The sequence below is a fragment of the Oceanimonas doudoroffii genome (assembly GCF_002242685.1).
GTDB lineage: Bacteria > Pseudomonadota > Gammaproteobacteria > Enterobacterales > Aeromonadaceae > Oceanimonas > Oceanimonas doudoroffii.
In genome coordinates this window covers 1-22,534 of record NZ_NBIM01000012.1, presented here as the reverse complement: position 1 = coordinate 22,534, position 22,534 = coordinate 1, and the positions used below count along the sequence as shown (strand labels likewise).

At 62.5% G+C, this 22,534-nt stretch carries 28 protein-coding genes; 21 read left to right on the top strand and 7 right to left on the bottom strand.

Annotated elements, in window-relative coordinates:
- The first annotated feature begins 101 nt into the window (after positions 1 to 101).
- The 13 genes from phnF (at position 102) to rmuC (ending at position 10,423) form a co-directional block, all read left to right on the top strand.
- The gene (phnF, locus tag B6S08_RS17780) at positions 102 to 797 is read left to right on the top strand and encodes a phosphonate metabolism transcriptional regulator PhnF (RefSeq protein WP_094202150.1); all 696 of its coding nucleotides are present in this window, start codon (positions 102 to 104) and stop codon (positions 795 to 797) included.
- Positions 798 to 1,241 (top strand): phosphonate C-P lyase system protein PhnG, encoded by a 444-nt coding sequence (gene phnG, locus B6S08_RS17775; protein ID WP_094202149.1) that lies wholly within the window; start codon positions 798 to 800, stop codon positions 1,239 to 1,241.
- Positions 1,241 to 1,837 carry a phosphonate C-P lyase system protein PhnH gene (gene phnH / locus B6S08_RS17770; protein WP_094202148.1) on the top strand — a complete coding sequence of 199 codons (597 nt, stop codon included), beginning with the start codon at positions 1,241 to 1,243 and terminating at the stop codon, positions 1,835 to 1,837. The genes phnG and phnH overlap by 1 nt, the downstream gene beginning before the upstream one ends.
- Before the next feature lie 3 nt (positions 1,838 to 1,840).
- On the top strand, positions 1,841 to 2,941 hold the full coding sequence (locus B6S08_RS17765) for a carbon-phosphorus lyase complex subunit (RefSeq protein WP_094202147.1): 1,101 nt from the start codon (positions 1,841 to 1,843) through the stop codon (positions 2,939 to 2,941).
- Positions 2,938 to 3,795, top strand: coding sequence for an alpha-D-ribose 1-methylphosphonate 5-phosphate C-P-lyase PhnJ (locus B6S08_RS17760; protein WP_094202146.1), 858 nt, complete (start codon positions 2,938 to 2,940; stop codon positions 3,793 to 3,795). Before B6S08_RS17765 ends, B6S08_RS17760 begins: the two co-directional genes overlap by 4 nt.
- Complete coding sequence (gene phnK, locus B6S08_RS17755; RefSeq protein ID WP_305081006.1) at positions 3,792 to 4,649, top strand: phosphonate C-P lyase system protein PhnK; 858 nt, start codon at positions 3,792 to 3,794, stop codon at positions 4,647 to 4,649. The genes B6S08_RS17760 and phnK overlap by 4 nt, the downstream gene beginning before the upstream one ends.
- 8 nt (positions 4,650 to 4,657) lie before the next feature.
- On the top strand, positions 4,658 to 5,368 hold the full coding sequence (phnL, locus tag B6S08_RS17750) for a phosphonate C-P lyase system protein PhnL (protein ID WP_094202145.1): 711 nt from the start codon (positions 4,658 to 4,660) through the stop codon (positions 5,366 to 5,368).
- 12 nt (positions 5,369 to 5,380) lie between these two features.
- Positions 5,381 to 6,517: an alpha-D-ribose 1-methylphosphonate 5-triphosphate diphosphatase gene (gene phnM, locus B6S08_RS17745; protein WP_094202144.1), complete on the top strand. Its 1,137-nt coding sequence runs from the start codon at positions 5,381 to 5,383 to the stop codon at positions 6,515 to 6,517.
- A 14-nt stretch (positions 6,518 to 6,531) separates the two neighbouring features.
- Complete coding sequence (gene phnN / locus B6S08_RS17740) at positions 6,532 to 7,098, top strand: ribose 1,5-bisphosphokinase (protein WP_094202143.1); 567 nt, start codon at positions 6,532 to 6,534, stop codon at positions 7,096 to 7,098.
- Complete coding sequence (phnP, locus tag B6S08_RS17735; protein ID WP_094202142.1) at positions 7,089 to 7,853, top strand: phosphonate metabolism protein PhnP; 765 nt, start codon at positions 7,089 to 7,091, stop codon at positions 7,851 to 7,853. The genes phnN and phnP overlap by 10 nt, the downstream gene beginning before the upstream one ends.
- 82 nt (positions 7,854 to 7,935) lie before the next feature.
- Positions 7,936 to 8,829: a PfkB family carbohydrate kinase gene (locus tag B6S08_RS17730; protein WP_094202141.1), complete on the top strand. Its 894-nt coding sequence runs from the start codon at positions 7,936 to 7,938 to the stop codon at positions 8,827 to 8,829.
- The gene (locus tag B6S08_RS17725; RefSeq protein WP_094202140.1) at positions 8,826 to 9,059 is read left to right on the top strand and encodes a hypothetical protein; all 234 of its coding nucleotides are present in this window, start codon (positions 8,826 to 8,828) and stop codon (positions 9,057 to 9,059) included. Before B6S08_RS17730 ends, B6S08_RS17725 begins: the two co-directional genes overlap by 4 nt.
- 2 nt (positions 9,060 to 9,061) lie before the next feature.
- Entirely contained in the window at positions 9,062 to 10,423 is a 1,362-nt protein-coding gene (rmuC, locus tag B6S08_RS17720; RefSeq protein ID WP_094202139.1) for a DNA recombination protein RmuC, read from the top strand.
- A gap of 12 nt (positions 10,424 to 10,435) precedes the next feature.
- Here the strand turns inward: rmuC and trkA are convergent, their stop codons facing one another.
- From trkA to def, 4 genes are read right to left on the bottom strand one after another with little or no spacing between them, the layout of a single operon-like run.
- Positions 10,436 to 11,812 carry a Trk system potassium transporter TrkA gene (gene trkA / locus B6S08_RS17715; protein ID WP_094202138.1) on the bottom strand — a complete coding sequence of 459 codons (1,377 nt, stop codon included), beginning with the start codon at positions 11,810 to 11,812 and terminating at the stop codon, positions 10,436 to 10,438.
- Positions 11,809 to 13,104 (bottom strand): 16S rRNA (cytosine(967)-C(5))-methyltransferase RsmB, encoded by a 1,296-nt coding sequence (gene rsmB, locus B6S08_RS17710; protein ID WP_094202137.1) that lies wholly within the window; start codon positions 13,102 to 13,104, stop codon positions 11,809 to 11,811. Before rsmB ends, trkA begins: the two co-directional genes overlap by 4 nt.
- A gap of 23 nt (positions 13,105 to 13,127) precedes the next feature.
- Positions 13,128 to 14,072 (bottom strand): methionyl-tRNA formyltransferase, encoded by a 945-nt coding sequence (gene fmt / locus B6S08_RS17705; protein WP_094202136.1) that lies wholly within the window; start codon positions 14,070 to 14,072, stop codon positions 13,128 to 13,130.
- 20 nt (positions 14,073 to 14,092) lie between these two features.
- Entirely contained in the window at positions 14,093 to 14,602 is a 510-nt protein-coding gene (def, locus tag B6S08_RS17700) for a peptide deformylase (protein ID WP_094202135.1), read from the bottom strand.
- A gap of 113 nt (positions 14,603 to 14,715) precedes the next feature.
- Here def and B6S08_RS17695 point away from each other — a divergent pair, with 113 nt between their 5' ends.
- Genes B6S08_RS17695 through hemF form a run of 6 tightly spaced genes read left to right on the top strand, consistent with a single transcriptional unit; the run spans position 14,716 to position 19,461 of the window.
- On the top strand, positions 14,716 to 15,789 hold the full coding sequence (locus B6S08_RS17695; RefSeq protein ID WP_165660903.1) for a LysM peptidoglycan-binding domain-containing protein: 1,074 nt from the start codon (positions 14,716 to 14,718) through the stop codon (positions 15,787 to 15,789).
- Positions 15,770 to 16,864 (top strand): DNA-processing protein DprA, encoded by a 1,095-nt coding sequence (dprA, locus tag B6S08_RS17690; RefSeq protein WP_094202133.1) that lies wholly within the window; start codon positions 15,770 to 15,772, stop codon positions 16,862 to 16,864. Before B6S08_RS17695 ends, dprA begins: the two co-directional genes overlap by 20 nt.
- 2 nt (positions 16,865 to 16,866) lie before the next feature.
- The gene (locus B6S08_RS17685; RefSeq protein WP_094202132.1) at positions 16,867 to 17,340 is read left to right on the top strand and encodes a DUF494 family protein; all 474 of its coding nucleotides are present in this window, start codon (positions 16,867 to 16,869) and stop codon (positions 17,338 to 17,340) included.
- A 48-nt stretch (positions 17,341 to 17,388) separates the two neighbouring features.
- Entirely contained in the window at positions 17,389 to 17,931 is a 543-nt protein-coding gene (locus tag B6S08_RS17680; protein WP_094202131.1) for a DNA topoisomerase family protein, read from the top strand.
- A 34-nt stretch (positions 17,932 to 17,965) separates the two neighbouring features.
- On the top strand, positions 17,966 to 18,529 hold the full coding sequence (gene tsaC, locus B6S08_RS17675; RefSeq protein WP_094202130.1) for an L-threonylcarbamoyladenylate synthase type 1 TsaC: 564 nt from the start codon (positions 17,966 to 17,968) through the stop codon (positions 18,527 to 18,529).
- Between the two features lie 23 nt (positions 18,530 to 18,552).
- Positions 18,553 to 19,461, top strand: a complete 909-nt coding sequence (hemF, locus tag B6S08_RS17670; RefSeq protein ID WP_094202129.1) for an oxygen-dependent coproporphyrinogen oxidase — start codon at positions 18,553 to 18,555, stop codon at positions 19,459 to 19,461.
- Here the strand turns inward: hemF and hdfR are convergent.
- Positions 19,458 to 20,315, bottom strand: a complete 858-nt coding sequence (hdfR, locus tag B6S08_RS17665; RefSeq protein WP_206063516.1) for an HTH-type transcriptional regulator HdfR — start codon at positions 20,313 to 20,315, stop codon at positions 19,458 to 19,460. The two genes, hemF and hdfR, sit on opposite strands and share 4 nt — an antisense overlap.
- A 162-nt stretch (positions 20,316 to 20,477) precedes the next feature.
- Between hdfR and aroE the strand changes: the two genes are divergently transcribed.
- The gene (gene aroE / locus B6S08_RS17660) at positions 20,478 to 21,302 is read left to right on the top strand and encodes a shikimate dehydrogenase (protein WP_094202127.1); all 825 of its coding nucleotides are present in this window, start codon (positions 20,478 to 20,480) and stop codon (positions 21,300 to 21,302) included.
- Positions 21,299 to 21,559, top strand: coding sequence for a DUF1488 family protein (locus B6S08_RS17655; RefSeq protein WP_094202126.1), 261 nt, complete (start codon positions 21,299 to 21,301; stop codon positions 21,557 to 21,559). The genes aroE and B6S08_RS17655 overlap by 4 nt, the downstream gene beginning before the upstream one ends.
- A gap of 66 nt (positions 21,560 to 21,625) precedes the next feature.
- On the opposite strand, the gene B6S08_RS17650 is transcribed toward B6S08_RS17655, so the two are convergent.
- Together B6S08_RS17650 and B6S08_RS18525 are read right to left on the bottom strand one after the other, a co-directional pair.
- Positions 21,626 to 22,162, bottom strand: a complete 537-nt coding sequence (locus B6S08_RS17650; RefSeq protein WP_094202125.1) for a gamma carbonic anhydrase family protein — start codon at positions 22,160 to 22,162, stop codon at positions 21,626 to 21,628.
- A gap of 182 nt (positions 22,163 to 22,344) precedes the next feature.
- The coding region (locus B6S08_RS18525; protein WP_211284221.1) for a hypothetical protein at positions 22,345 to 22,534 on the bottom strand (190 nt) is incomplete at its 5' end.

Below are 22,534 nucleotides of genomic sequence, written 5' to 3'. Positions count from 1 at the left end.
TTAACCGAGCTTGTCTAGACAACAAACAGTGAGGCGTAAGGAGGTAATGGCACTATTACCTTTCGGCCTCACTCCACTTAAAGAACGGAGCGGTAGTGTATATGCGGGTATATATGGAAATCAGCCGGCAGCTGGAACTGGATATTCGACAGCATTACGGTCCCGGAGACTATTTGCCACCGGAAATGCAGCTGGCCACGCGTTTTCAGGTTAACCGCCATACGGTGCGCAGGGCCATCGACGAACTGGTGGCCAATGGCCTGGTTCAGCGGCATCAGGGCAAGGGCAATATGGTATTACGGCAACCGCATCAATACCTGTTGCACGACGGCGCCCACTATACCGGCAACCTGCTGGAGCAGGGCTCTCTGCCCAGTTGCCGAGTGATCAAGTCCCGAATGCTGGTGGCTTCCGGAAAACTGGCCAGGGAGCTGGAAGTGAAGCCGGAGCAAAAAATCATTCACATTCAGACACTGAGAAAAACCGAAGGCATTCCCCGCTGTGTGATTAACCATTATTTGCCCGATGCGGAATGGTGGCCGGTATTAAAACATTTCAGGCAGGGGTCCCTGCACGAATTCCTAAGAAAAACACTGGGGTTGGAGTTGAAACGGCAATCGACTCGATTAAGTGCCCGCACGCCGCTGAGTGAAGAATGCCGTTTGTTGCAAATAAACAAATCGGTGCCGGTGATGCGTATTAAAACCAGAAACCTGATCAAGGGAACGAAGCGAATTGCGGAATTCTCCGTCAGCTCTTCCCGTTCCGACCTGATTGAATATGTCGTGGAGCACTAAATGAATACATCACAACGCAAACAGTGGATGTCGGTACTGGCCCGCGCATCCTGGCCCGAGCTGGAAGCTCGTTGGCAGGCGCTGGGACTGAAAGTGGATTACCAGCCGATACGGGCGCCGGAAGTGGGCCTGGCCCAGGTGCGGGCGCGCATGGGCGGCACCGGTCGCGCCTTTAACCTGGGCGACACCACGGTGACCCGAGCCGTGATTGAACTGGCCGGCGGCGGGCTGGGTTACAGCTATGTGCGTGGCCGCAGCAAGGCGCATGCCGAGCTGGCCGCGGTGATCGACGGCCTGATGCAGACCGGTGAAATGAATGAACGGCTTAATCGTGAACTGATCGCGCCACTGGCGGCGCTGAAGGCCGAGCAGGAAGCACTACGTCGCCGGCAAGTGGCGGCCAGCAAGGTGGACTTTTTTACCATGGTGCGGGGAGACGACTGATGACCACCATTACCACGGCCTTTGCCGATGCCGTACACGACAGCCAGGCCTGCTTTCGCCGCCTGCTCACCGCCATGGCGGAGCCGGGCACGCGGGTGCAACTGGATCGTGCCCATGCCTTTGGCGCCATGAACGCCGGTGCCGTGCAGGTGCTGCTGACCCTGGCCGATCACCATACGCGGCTGTGGTTGTCGCCCGCCCTGCAGGCGGACACCGCCACCCTCGATAATCTGCGCTTTCACGTAGGCGCCCCCCTGGTGAGCGATCCGGCCCAGGCCGATTTTGCAGTGCTGGCTTACCAGGATACGGGCGGCTGCGAGGCCGTGCTGGAGGCACTGCCGGCGGGCACCGAGGAGTACCCGGACCAAGGAGCGACCCTGGTGCTGGAAACCGACTCCCTCGACCAGGGAGTGGCCGCCGTACTGTCGGGGCCCGGTATTCCCGGACAGCGTTCCGTGTGCCTGGGCAGCCTGCCGCCGGCCCTGGTGTGCTGGTTGAGTGAGCGGGATCCACCCTCGCCCCTGGGCCTGGATCTGATACTGGTCTGTGAGCGCGAGCTGATCGCGATTCCTCGTTCTACTCAAGTGGAGGTGTAACCCATGTATGTTGCAGTCAAGGGCGGCGAAAAGGCCATCGCCGCCGCCCATCAGTTGCAGGCGCAGAAGCGCCGAGGCGATACCGCGCAGCCCGAACTCAGCGTGGCCCAGGTGGAACAGCAACTGGCCGGGGCCGTGGACCGGGTGATGACCGAGGGCGGTATTTACGACAAGGAGCTGGCGGCGCTGGCGGTCAAGCAGGCCGGCGGTGACCTGGTGGAAGCCATCTTCCTGTTGCGTGCCTATCGCACCACGCTGCCCCGGCTGGCGGTCACCGAACCGGTGGACACCGCCAACATGCGCATCGATCGCCGTATTTCTGCCACCTACAAGGATCTCCCCGGCGGCCAGGTGCTGGGCCCCACCTACGACTATACCCACCGGCTGCTGGACTTTGCCCTGCTGGCCGAGGGCGAGCACGCCGGTCCTATGCCGGTGCAGACCGAAGCCGAGCCCTGCCCCCAGGTGTCGGCCATGCTGGAGCACCAGCAGCTGCTGGTGCCCGAGGCCGATGATGGTCGTGAGCCCGCCGATGTCACCATGGCTCCGGTAACCTTTCCCTGTGATCGCTCGGCCCGGCTGCAACAGCTGGTGCGCGGCGACGAGGGCTTTTTACTGGCGTTGGGCTATTCCACCCAGCGGGGCTATGGCCGCAACCACCCCTTTGCCGGCGAGATCCGTTCCGGCGAGGTGACCCTGGAGCTGGTGCCCGAGGAGCTGGGATTTGCCATTGAAATCGGCGATATCGAGTTGACCGAGTGCCAGATGATCAACGGCTTTACCGGCGACAAACAGCACAAACCGGCCTTTACCCGCGGCTACGGCCTGACCTTTGGCTTTGGCGAGCGCAAGGCCATGTCGATGGCACTGGTAGACCGGGCGTTGCAGGCCCCGGAATACGACGAGCAGGTGACCGGCCCGGCCCAGGACGAGGAATTTGTGCTGGCCCATGCCGACAACGTGGAGGCGGCGGGCTTTGTGTCTCACCTCAAGCTGCCCCATTACGTCGACTTTCAGGCCGAGCTGGAGCTGCTGCGCCGCATGCGCAGGGAACATGAACAGGCGCAGGGCGCCAACGCCGGTGAACAGGGGGAGCAAGCATGACCACCCAGCAGGACACACAGTACCAGGGCTATAACTACGCCTATCTGGACGAGCAGACCAAGCGCATGATTCGGCGGGCCCTGCTCAAGGCGGTGGCCATTCCCGGTTATCAGGTACCCTTTGGCGGCCGGGAAATGCCCATGCCCTATGGCTGGGGCACCGGCGGCGTGCAGCTGACCGCGGCGCTGATCGGCCGGGAAGACACCCTCAAGGTGATCGATCAGGGCGCCGACGACACCACCAATGCGGTGTCCATTCGCGCCTTCTTTCAGAAAGTGGCCGACGTGGCCACCACCGAAGAGACCACGGCGGCCAGCCTGATCCAGACCCGTCACCGCATTCCCGAAACGCCGTTGCAGCCGGGCCAGATCCTGGTGTATCAGGTGCCGATTCCGGAGCCGCTGCGCTTTATCGAGCCGCGGGAGACCGAGACCCGCAAAATGCACGCCCTGGAGGAGTACGGCATCATGCACGTCAAGCTGTATGAGGATATCGCCCGCTACGGCCAGATCGCCACCGCCTACGCCTACCCGGTGCGGGTCAATGGGCGCTACATCATGGACCCGTCGCCGATCCCCAAATTCGATAACCCCAGAATGGACATGATGCCGGCGCTGCAGCTGTTTGGCGCCGGCCGGGAAAAGCGCATTTACGCCATTCCTCCCTACACTCGCGTCGCCAGCCTGGACTTTGAAGATCATCCCTTTGAAGTGCAGCAGTGGGACGAGCCTTGCAGTATTTGCGGCGCCACCGACAGCTTTCTGGACGAGGTAGTGACCGACGATCGGGGCGGCCGAGTATTTATCTGCTCCGATACCGACTATTGCCGGCAACAGCAGGAGCAACAGGCATGAATCAATCCATTTTTTCCACGGCGGGAGACACCGACATGACACCGCAACAGGCCACCGTTCGGCTGCCGGAGCAGGCGTTGTTGTCGGTCCGTAACCTCACAAAACTCTATGCGCCGGGCAAGGGCTTTGCCGAGGTGTCCTTTGATCTCTACCCCGGCGAAGTGCTGGGCATTGTCGGCGAGTCCGGCTCGGGCAAGAGCACCCTGCTGAGCGCCATTTCCGGCCGGCTGGCGCCGGACGAGGGCGAAGTCTTGTATTTGCGCGGCGGTGCCGACAGCCAGCTGGAGCAGGTGGTCAGCCTGTATCGAATGGCCGAAAGCCAGCGCCGCCAGCTGCTGCGCACCGACTGGGGCGTGGTGCACCAGCACCCCCTCGATGGCCTGCGGCCGCGGGTATCGGCCGGCGGCAATATCGGCGAGCGGCTGATGGCGGTGGGTCAGCGTCATTACGGCAACATTCGCGAGCGAGCGCTGCAATGGCTGCAGGACGTGGAAATTCCCGCCGATCGCATCGATGACATGCCGGTGACCTTTTCCGGCGGCATGCAGCAGCGGCTGCAGATCGCCCGTAACCTGGTGACCCATCCCAGACTGATCTTCATGGACGAGCCCACCGGCGGACTGGATGTGTCGGTGCAGGCCCGGCTGCTGGATCTGCTGCGCCGGCTGGTGTCGGAGCTGGGGCTGGCGGTGATCATCGTCACCCATGATCTGGCGGTGGCGCGGCTGTTGTCGCACCGGCTGATGGTGATGAAACAGAGCCGGGTGGTGGAAACCGGGCTGACCGATCAGGTGCTGGACGATCCTCAGCATCCCTATACCCAGTTACTCGTGTCTTCCGTACTGCAAAGCTAGGAGCCGTCATGACCCTTGCACTGAAAGTTTCCGACGTTCACAAGACCTTTGTGCTGCACAACCAGAACGGCATTCGCCTGCCGGTGCTGGCCGGCGCGTCCCTGAGCGTGGCGGCGGGAGAATGCGTGGTGCTGCACGGCCGTTCCGGCAGTGGCAAGTCCACCCTGTTGCGTACCCTGTACGGCAACTACCTCACCGACACCGGCCGTATCGAGGTGATGCATCAGGGCCAGTGGCTGGACATGACTCAGGCCAGCCCGCGCGCCCTGGTGAACGTGCGCCGCCAGACCATTGGCTGGGTCAGCCAGTTTTTGCGGGTGATCCCCCGCATCAGCGCCCTGGAGGTGGTGATGCAGCCGATGATCGAGCAGGGCGGCGAGCGGGCCGAGGCCAGACGCCGGGCCGAGCACCTGCTGACCCGGCTCAATGTACCCGAACACCTGTGGCAGCTGGCGCCGGCCACCTTCTCCGGCGGCGAGCAGCAGCGGGTCAACATCGCCCGGGGCTTTATCGCCGACTACCCGGTACTGCTGCTGGATGAGCCGACCGCCTCCCTCGATGCCGCCAACCGGGCGGTGGTGGTGGAGCTGATTCACGAGGCCAAGGCCCGGGGCGCCGCCATTGTCGGCATTTTTCACGACGAGGACGTGCGCGAGCAGGTCGCCGATCGTCTTTATGATATTCAGTCCCGCGCCGACGCCTGGCCGGTGATGCAGTAAGGGAGCCTGAGCATGATTATTACCAATGTGAACCTGGTGCTGGAAAACGAAGTGGTCAAGGGCTCTCTGGAAGTGCGCGACGGCGTTATTTGTGCCATGGCCGACAGCCCCAGCTTGCGGCCTGGCGCCATAGACGGCGAGGGCGGCTGGCTGCTGCCCGGCCTGGTGGAGCTGCACACCGACAACCTGGACAAGCATTTTACCCCGCGACCGGGCGTAAACTGGCCCCCCCTGGCGGCCATGCGTGCCCACGACGCCCAGGTGGTGGCGGCCGGCATCACTACCGTGCTGGACGCGGTGGCCATCGGTGACGAGCGTGACGGCGGTACCCGCCGGGACAACCTGGACCGCATGATCCATACCGTGGTGGACAGCGAGCGCCGTGGCCTGAACCGGGCCCAGCATCTGCTGCACCTGCGTTGCGAGCTGCCCCACGAGACCACGGTGCCGCTGTTTGAGCACTATATCGCATTGCCGGAGGTGCGGCTGGTGTCGCTGATGGATCACTCCCCGGGTCAGCGCCAGTTCGTTAATCCGGTGAAATACCGGGAGTACTATCAGGGTAAATATCGTCTTAATGACCAGCAGATGGACGAGTTCGAGCAACAGCAGCTGGCGCTGTCGGCGCGCTGGTCCACCCCCAATCGCAACGAGATTGCCCGTCAGTGCCGGGAGCGGGGTGTGTCCCTGGCCAGCCACGATGATGCCACCCAGGCTCATGTCGAGGAGTCTCGGCGGCTGGGCATGGCACTCGCCGAGTTTCCGACCACGGTCGAGGCGGCGCAGGCGTCCCACCGGCACGGCCTGATGGTGATGATGGGCGCGCCCAATGTGGTGCGCGGCGGCTCCCATTCCGGCAATGTGGCTGCCCACGAGCTGGCCGCCCTCGGCGTGCTGGACGTGCTGTCGTCCGACTATTATCCGGGCAGCCTGCTCGATGCGGTCTTTCGCCTGGCCGCCGATGAACGCAACGGCCTGCAACTGGCCGAGGCGGTACGGCTGGCCACGCGCAACCCGGCCCACAGCCTGGGGCTGACCGACAGGGGCGTGCTGGCGGAAGGCAAACGCGCCGATCTGGTGCTGGCCAGGCAGCTGGACGAGCAGGTGTATCCGGTCCGGGTCTGGTGCCGGGGCGAACTGGCCTATTGATGGAGGCGACGAGCATGGGAGATCCATTCGGCAGGCTGTTCTATCTGATGGGGCCGTCCGGCGCCGGCAAGGACAGTTTTCTGCAGCTGGTACGCCATCAGCTGGCAGGCGAACTGCTGGTGGCCCACCGTTACATTACCCGGACCGCTAGTGCCGGCGGTGAAAACCATGTGGAGCTGTCCGAGGCGGAATATCACCAGCGCCGTGAGTTGGGCCTGTTTGCCCTGCACTGGCAGGCCAATGGTCATTGCTATGCCCTGGGCTGCGAGCTCGACAGCTGGTTGACATCGGGACGGGATGTGATGGCCAACGGCTCCCGGGCCAGCCTTGCCGAGGCCCAGGCCCGATTTGGCGAACGGCTGGTGCCGGTGTTGCTGACCGTGGATGCTGCCACCCTGGAGGAGCGGCTGCGGGCCCGGGGGCGGGAAAGCGAAGCCGAGATTCGCCAGCGGCTGGCGCGGGCCGAAACCCACAGTCGAGGGCTGCCGGTGTCAGTGTGGCGGCTGGATAACTCGGGGCCGCTGCAACAGACGCTGCAACAGTTTGAGCGTTATCGCAAAGGAGAGCAGGTATGCGTCTGACCCTGCTGGGCACGGGGGCGGCCGGCGGCATGCCCCTTTATGGCTGTGACTGTGTGGACTGCCGCCAGGCCCAGGCCGATCCAGGTCTTGGCCGGATGCCCTGTTCGGCGCTGTTGGAATGGGGTGAGCACCGGCTGTTGCTGGACGCCGGCCTGCCGGATCTGCACCGGCGCTTTGCGCCCGGCAGTTTTGACGGCATGTTGCTGACCCATTTTCATGTGGATCATGTGCAGGGGCTGTTTCACCTGCGCTGGGGGCCGGCGGTACCCATACCGGTATGGTGCCCGCCCGATCCCGACGGTTGTGCCGATCTGCTCGAGCATTCGGGCTGCCTGGACTTTCGGCCGGTCATGACCCATGGACACACCTGGCAATTGCACGGCCTGAGCATCACGCCGCTGGACATGGTGCATTCCCGCCCGACCCTGGGTTATTTGTTTGAGTATCATGGCCGGCGGCTGGCCTACCTCACCGACACCAAAGGACTGCCGGCCCACACGCTGAGGCTGCTGCAAGGCTTGCCGTCGCTGGAGGTGTTGGTGATCGATTGCAGCTTTCCGCCGGGCAGCGCCGGGCGCAACCACAACAGCCTGAACGAGGTGCTGGAGCTTCACGCCGGGCTGCGGCCCCGCTCCACCGTGCTGACTCATATCGGCCATGATCTGCATGGCTGGCTGCAACGGCATACGCTGCCGCCGGGGGTGCGGGCGGGATGGGACGGCCTGAGCCTGGAGCTGTGCGAAGCCTTGGCCTGAGCAGTGCTAAATGGACCCTCGGGGTGGTGCCCGCCAGCCGCCTTGGCTAAGATGCGCTTTCTGACGTTTCGGGAGGCGGTTCATGCCGGGAGCAAACAACATCAACAAGCGCATAGTGCTGCTGGCCAATCTCAACTGCGATCATGTGCTGCAGCTGGAAGCGCCCTTGTCGGCCGGGGCCCGGCTGCATTACCGGGACGGCGGCCGCCGCCTCGGGGGCGGGGCCGCCAATACCGGCACCGGCCTGTGCTGGGCCGGGCACCAGGTGATGCTGGCGTCCCGCCTGGGGCGGGACGCCACCGGCGACTGGCTGCAGCAACAGGCGGCGCAGCTTGGGCTGAACCTGGACTATGTGGAACGCGTTGATGGCCACGCCGGCGAGTTGCTGGTGCTGGTGGACAGCCGGGGTGAGCGCACCATTCTGCGCCAGGCCAGGCCCGCGGCCTTGCCGGCCCGGCTGCCTCAAGGGCCGGTGGACTGCCTCTACGTCAATACCGACGGCGCCGAGGTGGCGACCTACATGGAGGCCATGAACGCCCACAGCCTGGTGATCAGTCAGTATCCCAGAAGCGGACGCTGGGCGCGGCCCTGCCGAGTGATGATCGCTTCTGCCGCCGACATGGGTGAGATTGCCGATCCCTGGCAGCATGCACAGGCCCTGGCCGGTGAGCGGCTGGAGTGGCTGGTGCTGACTCGAGGGGAAGCCGGTGCCGAGGCCATTTCCGCCGGCCGGCATCTGCGGGTGCCGGCCCTCAAGATGAAGGTGGTGGACGCCACCGGTGCCGGCGACGCCTTTGCCGGCGGCCTGGTTCACGCCCTGGTATCGGGGCGGTCCATGGCCGACGCCCTGGCCGAGGCCGTGCGTTGGGCCGCCTGTACCCTGTCGTCGTCCTCTTCCATTCCTTCGGGGCGGCTGCGGGACTACCTGGCTGGTAAGCTGATAACAGAGGATCTGCATGGAGACGGCATGTCGTGAATGACGGTTTTCTGGCTTCCGTCCTGGCGCTGTGCTGGCGCTGGTCGGTGTTTCTGATGTTCCCCCTGCTGGTCTTTGGCTACGTGGAGGTGCTGGGGGTGCCCCTGGCCGAGTTTGACAACGGCGTGAATCATCACAAGTGGATTCTGGTGTCGCTGTATCTGCTCTATGTGTTGCTGTGGTGGCGCCTTAACCGCCGCGTACTGGCGTTGATTGCCCGGCGGAGGTAAGAATGACGGAATGGTTGCCTGCCTACTGGCCGCTGGCGCTGGCGGCGTTATCGGGCCTGGCCGGCTGGGGCCTGACCCGGCTGGCCATGGGCGTGCGGCTGCAGCTGGCGGCCCAGCAGGCCGAGCACTGGCAGCGCGGGCTGGAGGAACGTCAGGTCGAGCTGCAGGACACGCGCCAGCGGCTGGAGCAGCAGCAGCAGCTGGTGTTGAAAATGAACGGCCGGCTCAAGGAATACGAGACCCTGCTGCGTCAGGAACGGCAGTGGGCTGCGGAAAAGCAGGCCCAGTTTGAAGCCAGTGAAACTCGGCTGCAGCAGCAGTTCGAAAACCTGGCCCAGCGCATTTTTGAACAGAAAACCCATAACCTGCGTGAGCTGAATCAGACCAGTCTGGACGCCTTGCTGGGGCCGCTGCGGGAGCAGCTGGAAGGCTTTCGCCGCAATATGCAGGAAACCTACGCCGACGAGAGCCGCCAGCGCCACAGCCTGAAATTTGAAATTGAACGGCTGGCGGAGCTGCACCGGCAGATGAGCGCCGATACCAACGCCCTGACCCGGGCCTTGAAGGGCGACAGCAAGCAGCAGGGCAACTGGGGCGAGGTGGTGTTGTCTCGGGTGCTGTCGGAGTCGGGCCTGCGCGAAGGCCATGAATACAGCACTCAGCAAAGTCTGAGCAACGCCGACGGCAAGCGCTACCAGCCCGATGTGATCGTGCACCTGCCCCAGGACAAGGACATTATCATCGACGCCAAGGTCTCGCTCACCGCCTATGAGCGTTACTTTAACGGAGACACCCAGGCCGAGCGTGAGCAGGCCCTGCGGGAGCACGTGACCTCGGTGCGGGGCCATATTCGTGAACTGGGGCGCAAGGATTATCATCAGCTGCAGGGGGTGCGCACCCTGGACTATGTGCTGATGTTTGTGGCGGTGGAGCCGGCCTTTCTGGTGGCGGTAGAAGCCGAGCCCGGCCTGGTGAAATATGCCCTCGACCACAATATTTTGCTGGTTAGTCCCACCAACCTGCTGGTAGCCCTGCGCACCATAGAAAATCTGTGGCGGGTAGAGCGGCAGAACCAGAACGCCCGGCGCATTGCCGAGTCGGCGGGCAAACTCTACGAAAAATTGCGGCTGTTTACCGAAGACATGGAGGCGGTGGGTGGCTCACTGCGCCGTGCCGACGATAGCTACCAGCGCGCCATGAAGCGGCTCAGCCAGGGCCGGGGCAACCTGGTGCGCCAGGCCGAGGCCTTTCGCGAGCTGGGGGTGGAGGTCACCAAGCCGCTGCCCGAACACCTGCGGGAGCAGGCTCGGCTGCAGGACGAAGACGAGCCGATTCGGCTCAACGGCAGCCGGCCCCCGGAATGAGGGGCCGGGCCGTTACAGGAAGAAGGGGCTGGGCTGAAACAGCCGCTCCACTTCCGGAATAAACTTCTTGTCGACCAGAAACAGCACCACGTGATCGTTTTGCTCGATCACCGTCTTGTCGTGACCGATCAGTACCTCTTCGCCGCGTACGATGGCGCCTATGGTGGTGCCCGGGGGCAGCTTGAGGTCGCCGATGCGGCGGCCCACCACCCGTGAGGTGGTGCTGTCGCCGTGGGCGATGGCTTCAATGGCTTCCGCCGCACCCCGGCGCAGGGAATAGACGTTGACGATGTCGGCCCGGCGCACATGGGTCAGCAGGGCGGAAATGGTGGCCTGCTGGGGCGAGATGGCCACGTCTATGGTGCCGCCCTGCACCAGATCCACATAGGCGCCGCGCTGGATCAGTACCATCACCTTGCGCGCGCCCATTTTCTTGGCGAGCATGGCCGACATGATGTTGGCTTCGTCCTGGTTGGTGACCGCGATAAACACGTCCACCTGATCGATGTGCTCTTCCAGCAGCAGTTCCTGATCCGAGGCGTCGCCGCAGAACACGATGGTGTGCTCCAGCAGCTCCGACAACTGCTCCGCCCGGCCGGGGTTGTGTTCAATCAGCTTGACCGAATAGTGTCGCTCCAGCCGCCGCGCCAGGCCGGCGCCGATATTGCCGCCGCCGACTATCATGATGCGTTTGTAGTCACTCTCCAGTCGTTGCAGCTCCGACATCACCGCGCGAATATGACCGCTGGCGGCCACGAAAAACACCTCGTCGTCGGCCTCGATAATGGTGGTGCCTTGCGGACGAATGGGCCTGTCCTGGCGAAAGATGGCCGCCACTCGAGTATCGATACCGGGCATGTGATCCCGCAGGGTGGAGAGCGCATTGCCCACCAGGGGGCCGCCGTAATAGGCCTTGATCGCCACCAGGCCCACCTTGCCTTCGGCAAAGTCCACCACCTGCAGGGCGCCCGGATACTGCACCAGACGGTAGATGTATTCGGTGACCAGCTGCTCGGGGGCGATCAGGTTGTCCACCGGAATGGCTTCGTTCAGAAACAGCCGCTCCCGCTCGGCGAGGAATTCCGGCGAGCGAATGCGGGCCACCTTGTTGGGCGTGTTGAACAGGGAGTAGGCCACCTGACAGGCGATCATGTTGGTTTCGTCGCTGCTGGTGACCGCCACCAGCATGTCGGCATCCTGGGCGCCGGCTTCCCGCAGCACCGCCGGATAGGCACCGTGGCCGTTGACCACCCGCAAATCGTACTTGTCCTGCAGCTCGCGCAGCCGTTCGGTATTGGTATCGACTATGGTGATGTCGTTGTTTTCGCCGACCAGGTTTTCCGCCAGGGTACCGCCCACCTGGCCGGCCCCCAGAATGATGATTTTCATGCCTGTTTCGCTATCCTGGCGTAATAGAAACCGTCACGGCCCAGTGCGTCCGGCAGCAGCTGCCAGCCCGGTTGTGCCGGCGTGTCGTCGGCATGCAGGGGCTGGTGCACGGCATCGGGCGTACGGGCCAGAAAGGCCTTGATCTGCTCCCGGTTTTCGTCGGGCAAAATGGAGCAGGTGGCATACAGCAGCATACCGCCGGGTTTCAGCTGTTGCCACAGGGCATCGAGAATACGCGACTGCAGGGCGGCGAGCTGGGCGATGTCTTCGGGCCGGCGTAGCCACTTGATATCGGGGTGGCGGCGAATTACCCCGGTGGCGGAGCAGGGGGCGTCGAGCAGAATGCGATCGAATTGCGGCCCCTGCCACCAATCGGCAGGCCGAGCGGCGTCGCCCTGCAGTACGGTGGCTTCCAGGCCGATGCGTTCCAGGTTCTGGTACACCCGCTGCAGCCGCTCCGGGTCCATGTCGATGGCCACCAGCTGTTTCAGCGCGGGCTGTCGCTCCAGCACGTGCGCGGTTTTGCCGCCGGGGGCGGCGCAGGCGTCGAGTATCAGCTCGCCCGGTTGGGCGTCGAGCAATTGGGCCGCCAGCTGGGCGGCGGCGTCTTGCACCGAGCAGTGGCCTTCGGCAAAGCCGGGCAAGGTGGAGACGTCCGCCGGGCGCGCCAGCCGCAGAGCCTGGGCGGCCACCGGATCGGGAAAGGCCTCAATGCCGTGCTCCGCCAGCAGCGCCGCATACTGATCCCGGCTGTGGTGGCTTTCATTGACGCGAATCCACATGGGCGGATGGCAGTTGTTGGCGGCCATGATGTCCTGCCACTGCTCCGCATAGGCCTGCTGCAGCCGCTTTACCAGCCAGTTGGGGTGGGCCTGGCGCAGCTGGGGCAGGGCGTCCACCTTTTGTTCCAGCTCATGCTGCTGGCGCTGCACATTGCGCAGCACCCCGTTGACCAGCCCCTTGAAGGGGTCGGCCTTGAGCCGCTTGCAGGCGGCCACGGTTTCCGCCAGGGCGGCATGGGGCGGAATGCGGGTATACAGCAGCTGATACAGGCCCACCAGCAGCAGGGCGTGCACGGGCTGGTATTTGCCCTTGAGTGGCTTGTCGAGCAGCTGCTTAGCCATGGCGTCTAGCCGGCTGTACCAGCGCAGGGTGCCAAAGCACAGCTCCTGCAGCAGGGCGCGATCCTTGGCGGCCACCTCCTGTTGATAGCGGGGCAGCAGGGTAGACAGGGACTGGCCCTGGTTGATCACCCGGTGAACAATATTGGCCGCGGCGGCGCGAGTTTTCATGGCATTCTCTTAATGTGCGGTATTCAGGGCAGTTGGGTGCCGGGGGTGAACCAGTCCTTGCGGGCGTTGAGCAGATCCTGGCAACTCATGGCCTTTTTGCCCGGGGGCTGCAGGCTGAGCAGGCGCAGCACGCCGTCGCCGGTGGCCACGTCGATGCCGTTTTTGCCGGCGGCGATGATGGTGCCCGGGGCGGCGGTGGTGCTCTGGTCCAGCACCTCGGTTTGCCACAGCTTGATATTGTGTTCGGCCACCATGAAGTAGCTGACCGGCCAGGGGTTAAAGGCGCGCACGCAGCGCTCCAGCCGAGCGGCAGGCAAAGACCAGTCGATGCGGGCCTCTTCCTTGCTCAGTTTCTCGGCGTAGTTGGCCTCGGCGTCGTTCTGCGGCTCGGCCACGGCGCTGCCATCGGCGAGCTGGTCCAGTGTGTGCAACAATGCCTGCGGACCCAGCCCAGCCAGTTTTTCATAGAGGCTGGCGGAGGTGTCGTCGGCGGCAATGGGCAGGCTTGCCTTGTGCAACATGGCACCGGTGTCCAGGCCCTTGTCCATCTGCATGATGGTGACGCCGGTGTCGGCGTCGCCGGCCCAGATGGCGCGCTGAATGGGGGCAGCGCCGCGCCAGCGGGGCAGCAGCGAGCCGTGCACGTTAATACAGCCCAGGCGCGGAGTGTCGAGCACCACCTGGGGCAGGATCAGGCCGTAGGCCACCACCACCATGAGATCGGCGCCCAGCGCCGCCAGCTCGGCCTGAGCCTCTTCGCTGCGCAGACTCTGAGGCTGATACACCGGCAGACCGGCCTGCTCGGCGGTCACTTTGACCGGGCTGGGCGTGAGTTTTTTGCCCCGGCCGGCGGGCCGGTCGGGCTGGGTGTAGACGGCAATGACATTGTGGCCGGCGTTCAGCAGCGCCTGCAGGTGGCGGGCGGCAAAGTCGGGGGTGCCGGCAAAAATCAGATTGAGTTTGCTCAAGAGACGTCCTTAGCGAGGGATCAGCGTTGGTCCTGGCGGGCCATTTTTTCCATTTTCTGACGAATACGCTGACGCTTGAGCGGCGACAGATAGTCGACAAACAGCTTGCCCATCAGGTGATCCATCTCATGCTGAATGCAGATGGCCAGCAGATCGTCGGCTTCCAGTTCAAAGGTCTCGCCGTGGCGATTCTGGGCGCGCACCTTCACCCGCTCGGCGCGGGGCACCAGGGCGCGGGCGCCGGGTACCGACAGGCAGCCTTCCTCGATACCGGTGCTGCCGTGCTCTTCCAGAATTTCCGGATTGATCAGCACCAGCGGGTGCTCGCGGTCTTCGGACACGTCGATGACGATAAGACGCTGATGAATGTCGACCTGAGTGGCGGCCAGGCCGATGCCTTCCTCGGCATACATGGTCTCAAACATATCATCTACAATGGTCTGTAACTCGGGCGTAAAGGCCTCAACCGGCTTTGCGACCGTGCGCAGGCGCTCATCGGGAAAGCGCAATACTTCTAATACATTTGCCATAACTACGGTGTTTTTCCTGTATTCGGTTCTGCAAGTATTTTAGCCATTTACAACATAAAGATCAGCAATAGTTGGCGGCCGCCGCACATGGCGCAAAATCGGGGAACACGGACGTGAACATATCAAGAGCACTCTTGCTGGGCGGCACGCTATTGCTGACCGCCGGTCTGGCCCAGGCACAGCCCCTGACGTTGAAACAGGATCACCCCAGCCATTACACGGTGCGCAAGGGCGATACCCTGTGGGACATTTCTGCGCATTTTCTCAACTCGCCCTGGCACTGGCCCAAGCTGTGGCATGCCAACCCTCAGGTAGCCAACCCACATCTCATTTATCCCGGCGACCGACTCACCCTGATCTGGGTGAATGGCGAGCCCCGGCTGGTACGGGAAGGCAGTGTACTGGCCAATGAGGTCAGGCTGTCGCCGCGAATGCGCGCCGAGCCCGCAGTCCCCAGCATTCCGCTCGCCGCCATCATGGACTACACCGGTAATCACGAATTGCGCTCGCCTTCGGCCCTGGAGGGCATGCCGGTGCTGCTGGGGGACCAGCAGGGGCGCACCCTGCTGCGCCAGGACGCCGCTGCCTTTGTGCGTGGTGAGCTGGTGCCGGGTGAGCTCTATGGCGTGTATCGTTCGGGAGAGGTGTTGAGGAATGATATTGATGATAGTGAGCTGGCACGGCGGCTGATGCTGGTGGGCACGGTGCTGGCGGAAGGCCGGCCTGTCGATGGTATCAGCCGGGTGCGCATCAGCAGCCTGCGGCGGGACATGCGCCCGGGCGACCGTTTGTTATCGCTGGATCCGCAGAGCGCGCTGGCGGCGTTTTATCACCCCAGGCCGGGGCCAGGCCTGAACCACGGCCGAGTGCTGGCCATGGGCCACGAAGGCAGCATTGCCATGCGCCATGAGGTGGTTTTTATCAACAAGGGCAGTTTGGACGGTGTGCGCGCCGGTGATTTGTATGGCGTACTGCGGGAAAGCGCCGCCATCGACACCGCCGCCCTGGAAGAGGCAGGGTTCTGGCGCCGGAGCGCCGCGAGTGAATTGCCGCCCCTGCCGGTGGCGCGCATCATGGTGTTTCGCGCCTATGACAGGGTCAGTGCCGCCCTGGTGCTGGACAGCCGTGAGCCGGTGCAGCGCCACTACCTGTTGGGTGAACCCAGTTATGACGAGCACGGCCTCTGATCATCCCCTGCTGCCCTGGCTGGCCTTGCGTGAGGCGCCGGGGTTGGGGCCGGTACGGGCCTGGCAATTGTGGCAGCGGCTGGGGCCCGGGCTGTCGTGTCCAGAGCGGCTGCTTGAGATGGGGGTCAGTGAGGCCATGCAACGCCACTTGCTGGCGCCGCAGCAGGCATTGCTGGAGCGGCTGTTGGCATGGTGCCGGGGCGGCCCCGGGCGGCATATTCTGACACGGCATCATCCCGACTATCCGTTGGCGCTCAACCAGTTGCCCGATGCGCCCCTGCTGTTATTTGTGGAAGGTAACAGCACCGCCCTGAATGTGCCCCAACTGGCGGTGGTGGGCAGCCGGCATCCGTCCTATGTGGGCAAGCAAAACACCCAGGCCTTGATACCGCCGCTGGTTGAAGCCGGGCTGGCCATCACCTCGGGGCTGGCCATGGGCATAGACGGTCTGGCGCATCGCGCGGCACTGGATGCCGGTGGTATCACATTGGCGGTGTTTGGCTCCGGATTGGCACGCTGCCACCCCAAGCGGCATGCTCGACTGGCCGGGGAGCTGGTAGAGCACGGTGGAGCTCTGTTGTCGGAGTGTTACCCCTGGGAGCCGCCTCAGGCCTTTCAGTTTCCCCGTCGTAACCGCATTATCAGCGGTCTCAGCCTGGGCGTGCTGGTGATGGAGGCGGCCGAGCGAAGCGGTTCGCTTATTACCGCCCGCTTTGCCCTGGAGCAGGGACGTGAGGTGTTTGCCGTGCCCGGCGCCCGCCAGAATCCCCAGGCCTGTGGTTGTAACCGGTTGATCCAGCAGGGGGCCAAACTGGTCAACGAGGCGAATGATGTACTGGAAGAGCTGGCCGGCTTCTCTGCGGCAGCGGTCAAAATTCACGAGACCGCAACGGAGCAATCATTGCCTTATCCGGACTTGTTGGATAACGTAGATTCAGAGGCAACGGCGCCGGATGTTATCGCGGCACGCTGCCAGCAGCCGGTGCATGAGGTGTTGACCCGGTTGGTCGAGCTGGAACTGGCTGGCTGGGTGGAATCCGTGCCCGGGGGTTATGTCAGAGCGAGGAGGAGCTGATCATGTTCGAAGTACTTATGTACTTGTTCGAGACCTACATCCATACCGATGTAGACACCATGGTGGATCAGGATGAACTCGCCGAAGAACTGACCCAGGCGGGCTTTAACCGGGAAGAGATCCTCAAGGCGCTGGCCTGGCTTGAGCGACTGGCCGAGTTGCAGGAGGCGGAAGACTCGCCGTCCTGGGCGCGGTCCACGCCCGAGTCATTTCGCATTTACACGCCGGAAGAGCTGTACAAGCTCGATACCGACGGCCGGGGCTTTCTGCTGTTTCTGGAGCAAATCCAGGTGTTGAACGCGGAAACCCGGGAGATCGTCATTGAGCGGGTGATGGAGCTGGACTCGCCGGTGATTGAACTGGACGATCTCAAGTGGGTGGTGCTGATGGTGCTGTTCAATGTGCCCGGCAGTGAGTCGGCCTACCATCAGCTGGAAGAGCTGCTGTTCGAGCAGCCCGACGGAGCGGTTCACTGAACACGGCCGCGCTGGTAGAATTCGCCTCAGTGAATTCGGAGGCGCGGCATGTCCAAAATCGATCCCAGTCTGTTCAGCGGTCAGCACGGAGCCAGGCCCGATGAGCCCTGTCCCCGCTGCGGCCAACCTCTGCACCTGCGCCATGGCAAGCATGGCGCCTTTCTTGGCTGCTCCGCCTATCCCGACTGTGATTACCTGCGCCCGCTCAAGGTGATTGAGCACGACGAGGACGTGGAAAAGCCCCTTGAAGGCAGCGCCTGCCCGCTGTGTGGCCACACCCTGGCCATTCGCAAGGGGCGTTATGGGCTGTTTATCGGCTGCTCCCATTATCCGTCCTGTCACTACGTGGCCGATATCAACGAACAAAGCAGCAACGAGCCACCCTGCCCGGTGTGTGCCAAAGGCCGCCTGGTGGCCCGCACCTCCCGCTACGGCAAGCGGTTCTATGCCTGCGATGCCTATCCCGGTTGTCGCTTTATCATCAATGACAAACCGGTGGCTCAGGCCTGCCCCAAATGCGGTTTCGGTATTCTGGCCGAGCGCAAGGGGCGGCTCTATTGCCCCAACAAAGGCTGCGACCATCAGCAATAAGCGGCTTTATTTCAAGAAAGGAAGTTCATTATCAATGACTCAGCAAACGCTTTTTACCGCCGTTGACCGGCTCGAACAGGGTGGCGTGATCGGTTACGCCACAGAAGCGGTGTTTGGCATTGGATGCGATCCCGATAACGGCGAGGCGGTGCAACGGGTGCTGACCATCAAGGAGCGTCCCATCGACAAGGGCCTGGTGCTGATCGCCGCCGACTTCAGCCAGTTACAGCCTTACCTGGATCTGACCCGGCTGCCGGAAGGCAGGCTGGAAGTGATCCTGGCCAGCTGGCCGGGCCCCTACACCTGGATTATTCCGGCCCGCCCCGAAGTACCCGAGTGGCTTAGGGGACGTTTCGACTCCCTGGCGGTGCGGGTCACCGATCACGCCCAGGTGCATGATCTCTGCCTGGCCTTTGGCAAGCCACTGGTGTCCACCAGCGCCAACAAGAGCGGTGAGGAGCCGGCGCGTACCGCCGATGAACTGGCCGCCCGGCTCGGCAGCGAACTCGACTACATTTTGCCTGGTAACACCCACGGCAGGGCCAACCCCTCTCTGATTCGCGATGGCATTACCGGCGCCGTGGTGCGCCCGGCCTGAGTACAAGGCAACAAGGAAACAAGATGAATAGCAAACCGAATACGGCGGCGGTAAAGGCGTTTTTATTGGAGCTGCAGGATCACATCTGCCGCCAGCTGGAGCTAGCCGACGGCACCGGCCGTTTTAAAGAAGACAGCTGGACCCGGGAAGAGGGCGGCGGCGGCCGCAGCCGAGTATTGCGTAACGGCACCGTGATCGAGCAGGGCGGCGTGAACTTTTCCCATGTGCACGGCGCCGCCATGCCGGCCTCGGCCACCGCTCATCGGCCCGAGCTGGCCGGTCGTTCGTTTGAGGCCATGGGTGTGTCCCTGGTGATCCACCCGCATAATCCTCATGTGCCCACCAGCCATGCCAATGTACGCTTTTTTATCGCCGAAAAGGAAGGTGCCGAGCCGGTGTGGTGGTTTGGCGGCGGCTTTGACCTGACTCCCTTCTATCCGGTGGAGGAAGACTGTCGGCACTGGCATCAGGTTTCAAAAGACCTGTGTGCACCCTTTGGTGATGAGGTGTATTCGAAGTACAAGGAATGGTGCGATCGCTATTTCTATCTCAAGCACCGGGATGAAACCCGGGGCGTGGGTGGCCTGTTCTTTGATGATCTCAATGACTGGCCCTTTGAGCAGTGCTTTGCCTTTATGCAGGCGGTGGGCGAGGGTTATCTGGATGCCTATTTGCCGATCATCGAGCGGCGCAAGGATACCCCTTACGGTGAGACCGAGCGTCAGTTTCAGTTGTACCGGCGCGGCCGCTATGTGGAGTTCAACCTGGTGTATGACAGGGGCACCCTGTTCGGCCTGCAGACCGGTGGTCGCACCGAATCTATCCTGATGTCGATGCCGCCCCTGGCGCGTTGGGAATACAACTGGCAGCCGGCGGCAAACACCGCCGAGGCCCGGCTGCAGGCGTTTCTGGTACCCAGAGACTGGGTTTAATCCTCTGCGCCTTTTCCGGCACCAAACAGTTCAATCACCTGGTCGATCAATGCCTGGCGCTCGCCGCCGGGCAAAAAGGCGGCGTACACTTCCCGGCTGATGGTGGGGGCGTCGTCTACCAAAAAGAGTCGTTCCTGGTCCTGATATTGCCGAATCATGGAGCTGGGCAGAAAGGCACTGCCGCCGTGGTGCAGCAGATATTCCAGCGCAATACGCACCGAGCCGGTGTGCAGTAGCGGCGGGGTGGCGGTATTGAACAGCTTGGCATGCTGGGTGTTGAAGGCGGTGCCCCAGTCGATGCGAATATAGTCCTGGGCCATGGCCCGGCCGGCATCGAGCTCCGGGTAGGTGGAGACCAGCTGCAGATCCATGGTATGGGTGGCGATATGGCGCACGCCCTCAATGCGGGCCGGATCCGTCAGAAAGGCCAGATCCAGGGTGCGGCTCAGCAGTGCCCGGGTCATTTGCTCCGGGGTGCGAATGTCTGCCCGCAGCGACAGCGCCGGTAGCTCGCAGTAGAGCCGGTGCAGGCCGTCCTGCAGGTAGGCGTCCCACAGGTTGGCGGTGCCGGCCACCGCCAGCTGCTGAGTCTGCCGCTCACTCAGTGCTACCTCGTGCTGGGCCCGGGCCCAGGCCAGCAGCATGGACTCGGCATGAGGGATCAGCGCCTCGCCCGACGACGTCAGCTGAATGTTGTTGCGCAACCGAGTGAACAGGGTAACGCCCAGCTGGCTTTCAAGCTGACGAATGCGAAAGCTGACCGCCGACGGGGTCAGGTACAGGTGCTCTGCCGCCTTGCCGAAGTGACGAGTACGGGACACTTCCAGAAAGGTTTTTAAAAGTTCGGTATCCAAGGCCAACCACAATTATTTTGTTCGTTAGCGCAAAATCTATTCATTTCGGCGGTTAATGCAACCAAAAAAATGCCATTCGTGGCAATATGACGCCTTTCTCTAATTAAACAGCACGAGCGGAGCCCCCTGTGGCGGTCGTTTCGAACAGCAGCGAGTCACATCATGGACAGATACGTCGTTATCGGCAATCCCATTGCCCACAGCCAGTCTCCCTTTATTCATCAGGCATTTGCCGAGCAGACCGGGCAGGACATGAAGTATGAGCGCCTGCTGGCGCCGCTGGACAGTTTCGAAAGCAGCCTGCGTGACTTTGTGGAGGCAGGTGGTCAGGGTTGTAATGTAACCGTGCCCTTTAAAACCGATGCTTTGGCGGTGGCCGGTGAGCTCAGTGAGCGGGCTACCCTGGCGGAAGCGGTTAACACCCTCAAACTGTTGCCCGACGGTCGCTTGTTTGCCGATAACACCGACGGTGCCGGCCTGGTGATGGATCTGCACCGGCTGGGAGTAGCTCTGGCCGGACGGCGTATTTTGCTGCTGGGGGCGGGCGGTGCGGCTCGGGGTGTCATTGCGCCGTTACTGACGGAACAGCCGGCGACGCTGGTGGTGGCCAACCGTACCGAGAGAAGGGCCGAAATACTGTCAAATCGCTTTGCCGGGCTGGGCCCGGTCAGCCATCAGCCGCTGGATGCGCTGGAAGGGGCGTTCGACCTTATCATTAACAGCACGTCTGCCAGCCTGCAGGGGGAGCAACTGGCGTTGCCTGCGAGCCTTTGCCATTCCGGTACACAAGTCTACGATATGATGTATGGACGGGAAGAAACCCCCTTTCTGCAATGGGCCGCGGAGCAGGGTGTGCAGGATCGCTTTGACGGCCTGGGCATGCTGGTGGGGCAGGCGGCAGAGAGTTTTTATCTCTGGCGTGGCGTGCGTCCCGACATGGCGCCGGTATTGCAAGCACTCAGGGCCAGGCTGGAGCAGGCACTATGAATCAGGACATTATCGTCGGTGACGAAATTTACTGGCAGCCCGAGGAGCAGCGGGTGGCGTTCAGTACCCACTGGCAGGGGCGGCAGATCCCCTGTTTTATCATGCTGCACCGGCTGGAGCACCTGTCGGGCCAGCCGCTGGCCGATGAAGCCAGCGTAATTCTGGCCTTTGAGCAGGTTCGTTTTGATATTGAAGAGCTGGTGTGCGAGCGTATTGAAGAAGAGGCCTTTGCCCCTGATGGCAGCATCGGCCTGTAATTGCATAAGACGAAAAAGGGTGAGGAGTGAGGAAAAATTCATGCGCACACACCCCACACCTCACAACTAGCGTTGCTGAAGATACTCATCCTTGAGGCGGACATAGTTGTCGGCCGACTCTGGCAAAAAGGCTTTTTCCTTTTCGGTAAGTGGTCGCGCCTGACGAACCGGTGAGCCTACATATAAATAGCCCGACTCCAGCCGCTTGCCAGGCGGCACCAGGGTGCCGGCACCGATAATCACATCATCCTCCACCACGGCGCCGTCCAGGATAATGGCACCCATGCCCACCAGAACTCGATTGCCGATGCTACAGGCGTGCAGCATGGCCTTGTGACCCACGGTGACATCATCGCCAATGAGCAGCGGCAGGCCATCGGGTTTGTCCTCGCTCTTGCGGGTCACGTGCAGTACGGTGCCGTCCTGAATATTGCTGCGGGCACCAATGCGAATATGGTTTACGTCGCCTCGGGCCGCCACCAGCGGCCAGATGCTGCTGTCGTCACCCAGATGAATATCACCGTACAGTACGGCAGATGTTTCCACGAATACGCGGGCACCCAGGGTGGGCGTGATGTTGTTGTAGGCCTTTAATACGCTCATAGATGTGGTCTCGTCTCTTTCAGAAGGGGCTGAATAAGGCTTTATGTTACTTGAATGGACAAAAAAGCACAGGATCTGTGTATAACTCTGTGGTTAATGTGTGGTTTTGCTGGGTTGTTGAGCTGTTGGTGCGGAAGGGCGAGTTTTTTACAAAAAAGCCCTTGCGCAAAATCGGCGGCTCCCTATAATGCGCCCTCACTGACACGGCGGAACACGCCGACGGTCACCAGGGTTGAAACAACACGAAACAAAGTTTGATTCAACGCTTGACGAACACCAAGGATTGCGTAGAATACGCAGCCCTGACCCGCTGAAGGGTCAACGCTCTTTAACAATTTATCAAGCAAACTGTGTGGGCACTCGCAGGATGTT

Coding starts and splice junctions, on each gene's coding strand:
- phnF (WP_094202150.1), top strand. CDS start 102: ATGCGGGTATATATGGAAATCAGCCGGCAGCTGGAACTGGATATTCGA.
- phnG (WP_094202149.1), top strand. CDS start 798: ATGAATACATCACAACGCAAACAGTGGATGTCGGTACTGGCCCGCGCA.
- phnH (WP_094202148.1), top strand. CDS start 1,241: ATGACCACCATTACCACGGCCTTTGCCGATGCCGTACACGACAGCCAG.
- B6S08_RS17765 (WP_094202147.1), top strand. CDS start 1,841: ATGTATGTTGCAGTCAAGGGCGGCGAAAAGGCCATCGCCGCCGCCCAT.
- B6S08_RS17760 (WP_094202146.1), top strand. CDS start 2,938: ATGACCACCCAGCAGGACACACAGTACCAGGGCTATAACTACGCCTAT.
- phnK (WP_305081006.1), top strand. CDS start 3,792: ATGAATCAATCCATTTTTTCCACGGCGGGAGACACCGACATGACACCG.
- phnL (WP_094202145.1), top strand. CDS start 4,658: ATGACCCTTGCACTGAAAGTTTCCGACGTTCACAAGACCTTTGTGCTG.
- phnM (WP_094202144.1), top strand. CDS start 5,381: ATGATTATTACCAATGTGAACCTGGTGCTGGAAAACGAAGTGGTCAAG.
- phnN (WP_094202143.1), top strand. CDS start 6,532: ATGGGAGATCCATTCGGCAGGCTGTTCTATCTGATGGGGCCGTCCGGC.
- phnP (WP_094202142.1), top strand. CDS start 7,089: ATGCGTCTGACCCTGCTGGGCACGGGGGCGGCCGGCGGCATGCCCCTT.
- B6S08_RS17730 (WP_094202141.1), top strand. CDS start 7,936: ATGCCGGGAGCAAACAACATCAACAAGCGCATAGTGCTGCTGGCCAAT.
- rmuC (WP_094202139.1), top strand. CDS start 9,062: ATGACGGAATGGTTGCCTGCCTACTGGCCGCTGGCGCTGGCGGCGTTA.
- trkA (WP_094202138.1), bottom strand. CDS start 11,812: ATGAAAATCATCATTCTGGGGGCCGGCCAGGTGGGCGGTACCCTGGCG.
- rsmB (WP_094202137.1), bottom strand. CDS start 13,104: ATGAAAACTCGCGCCGCCGCGGCCAATATTGTTCACCGGGTGATCAAC.
- def (WP_094202135.1), bottom strand. CDS start 14,602: ATGGCAAATGTATTAGAAGTATTGCGCTTTCCCGATGAGCGCCTGCGC.
- dprA (WP_094202133.1), top strand. CDS start 15,770: ATGACGAGCACGGCCTCTGATCATCCCCTGCTGCCCTGGCTGGCCTTG.
- B6S08_RS17685 (WP_094202132.1), top strand. CDS start 16,867: ATGTTCGAAGTACTTATGTACTTGTTCGAGACCTACATCCATACCGAT.
- B6S08_RS17680 (WP_094202131.1), top strand. CDS start 17,389: ATGTCCAAAATCGATCCCAGTCTGTTCAGCGGTCAGCACGGAGCCAGG.
- tsaC (WP_094202130.1), top strand. CDS start 17,966: ATGACTCAGCAAACGCTTTTTACCGCCGTTGACCGGCTCGAACAGGGT.
- hemF (WP_094202129.1), top strand. CDS start 18,553: ATGAATAGCAAACCGAATACGGCGGCGGTAAAGGCGTTTTTATTGGAG.
- aroE (WP_094202127.1), top strand. CDS start 20,478: ATGGACAGATACGTCGTTATCGGCAATCCCATTGCCCACAGCCAGTCT.
- B6S08_RS17655 (WP_094202126.1), top strand. CDS start 21,299: ATGAATCAGGACATTATCGTCGGTGACGAAATTTACTGGCAGCCCGAG.
- B6S08_RS17650 (WP_094202125.1), bottom strand. CDS start 22,162: ATGAGCGTATTAAAGGCCTACAACAACATCACGCCCACCCTGGGTGCC.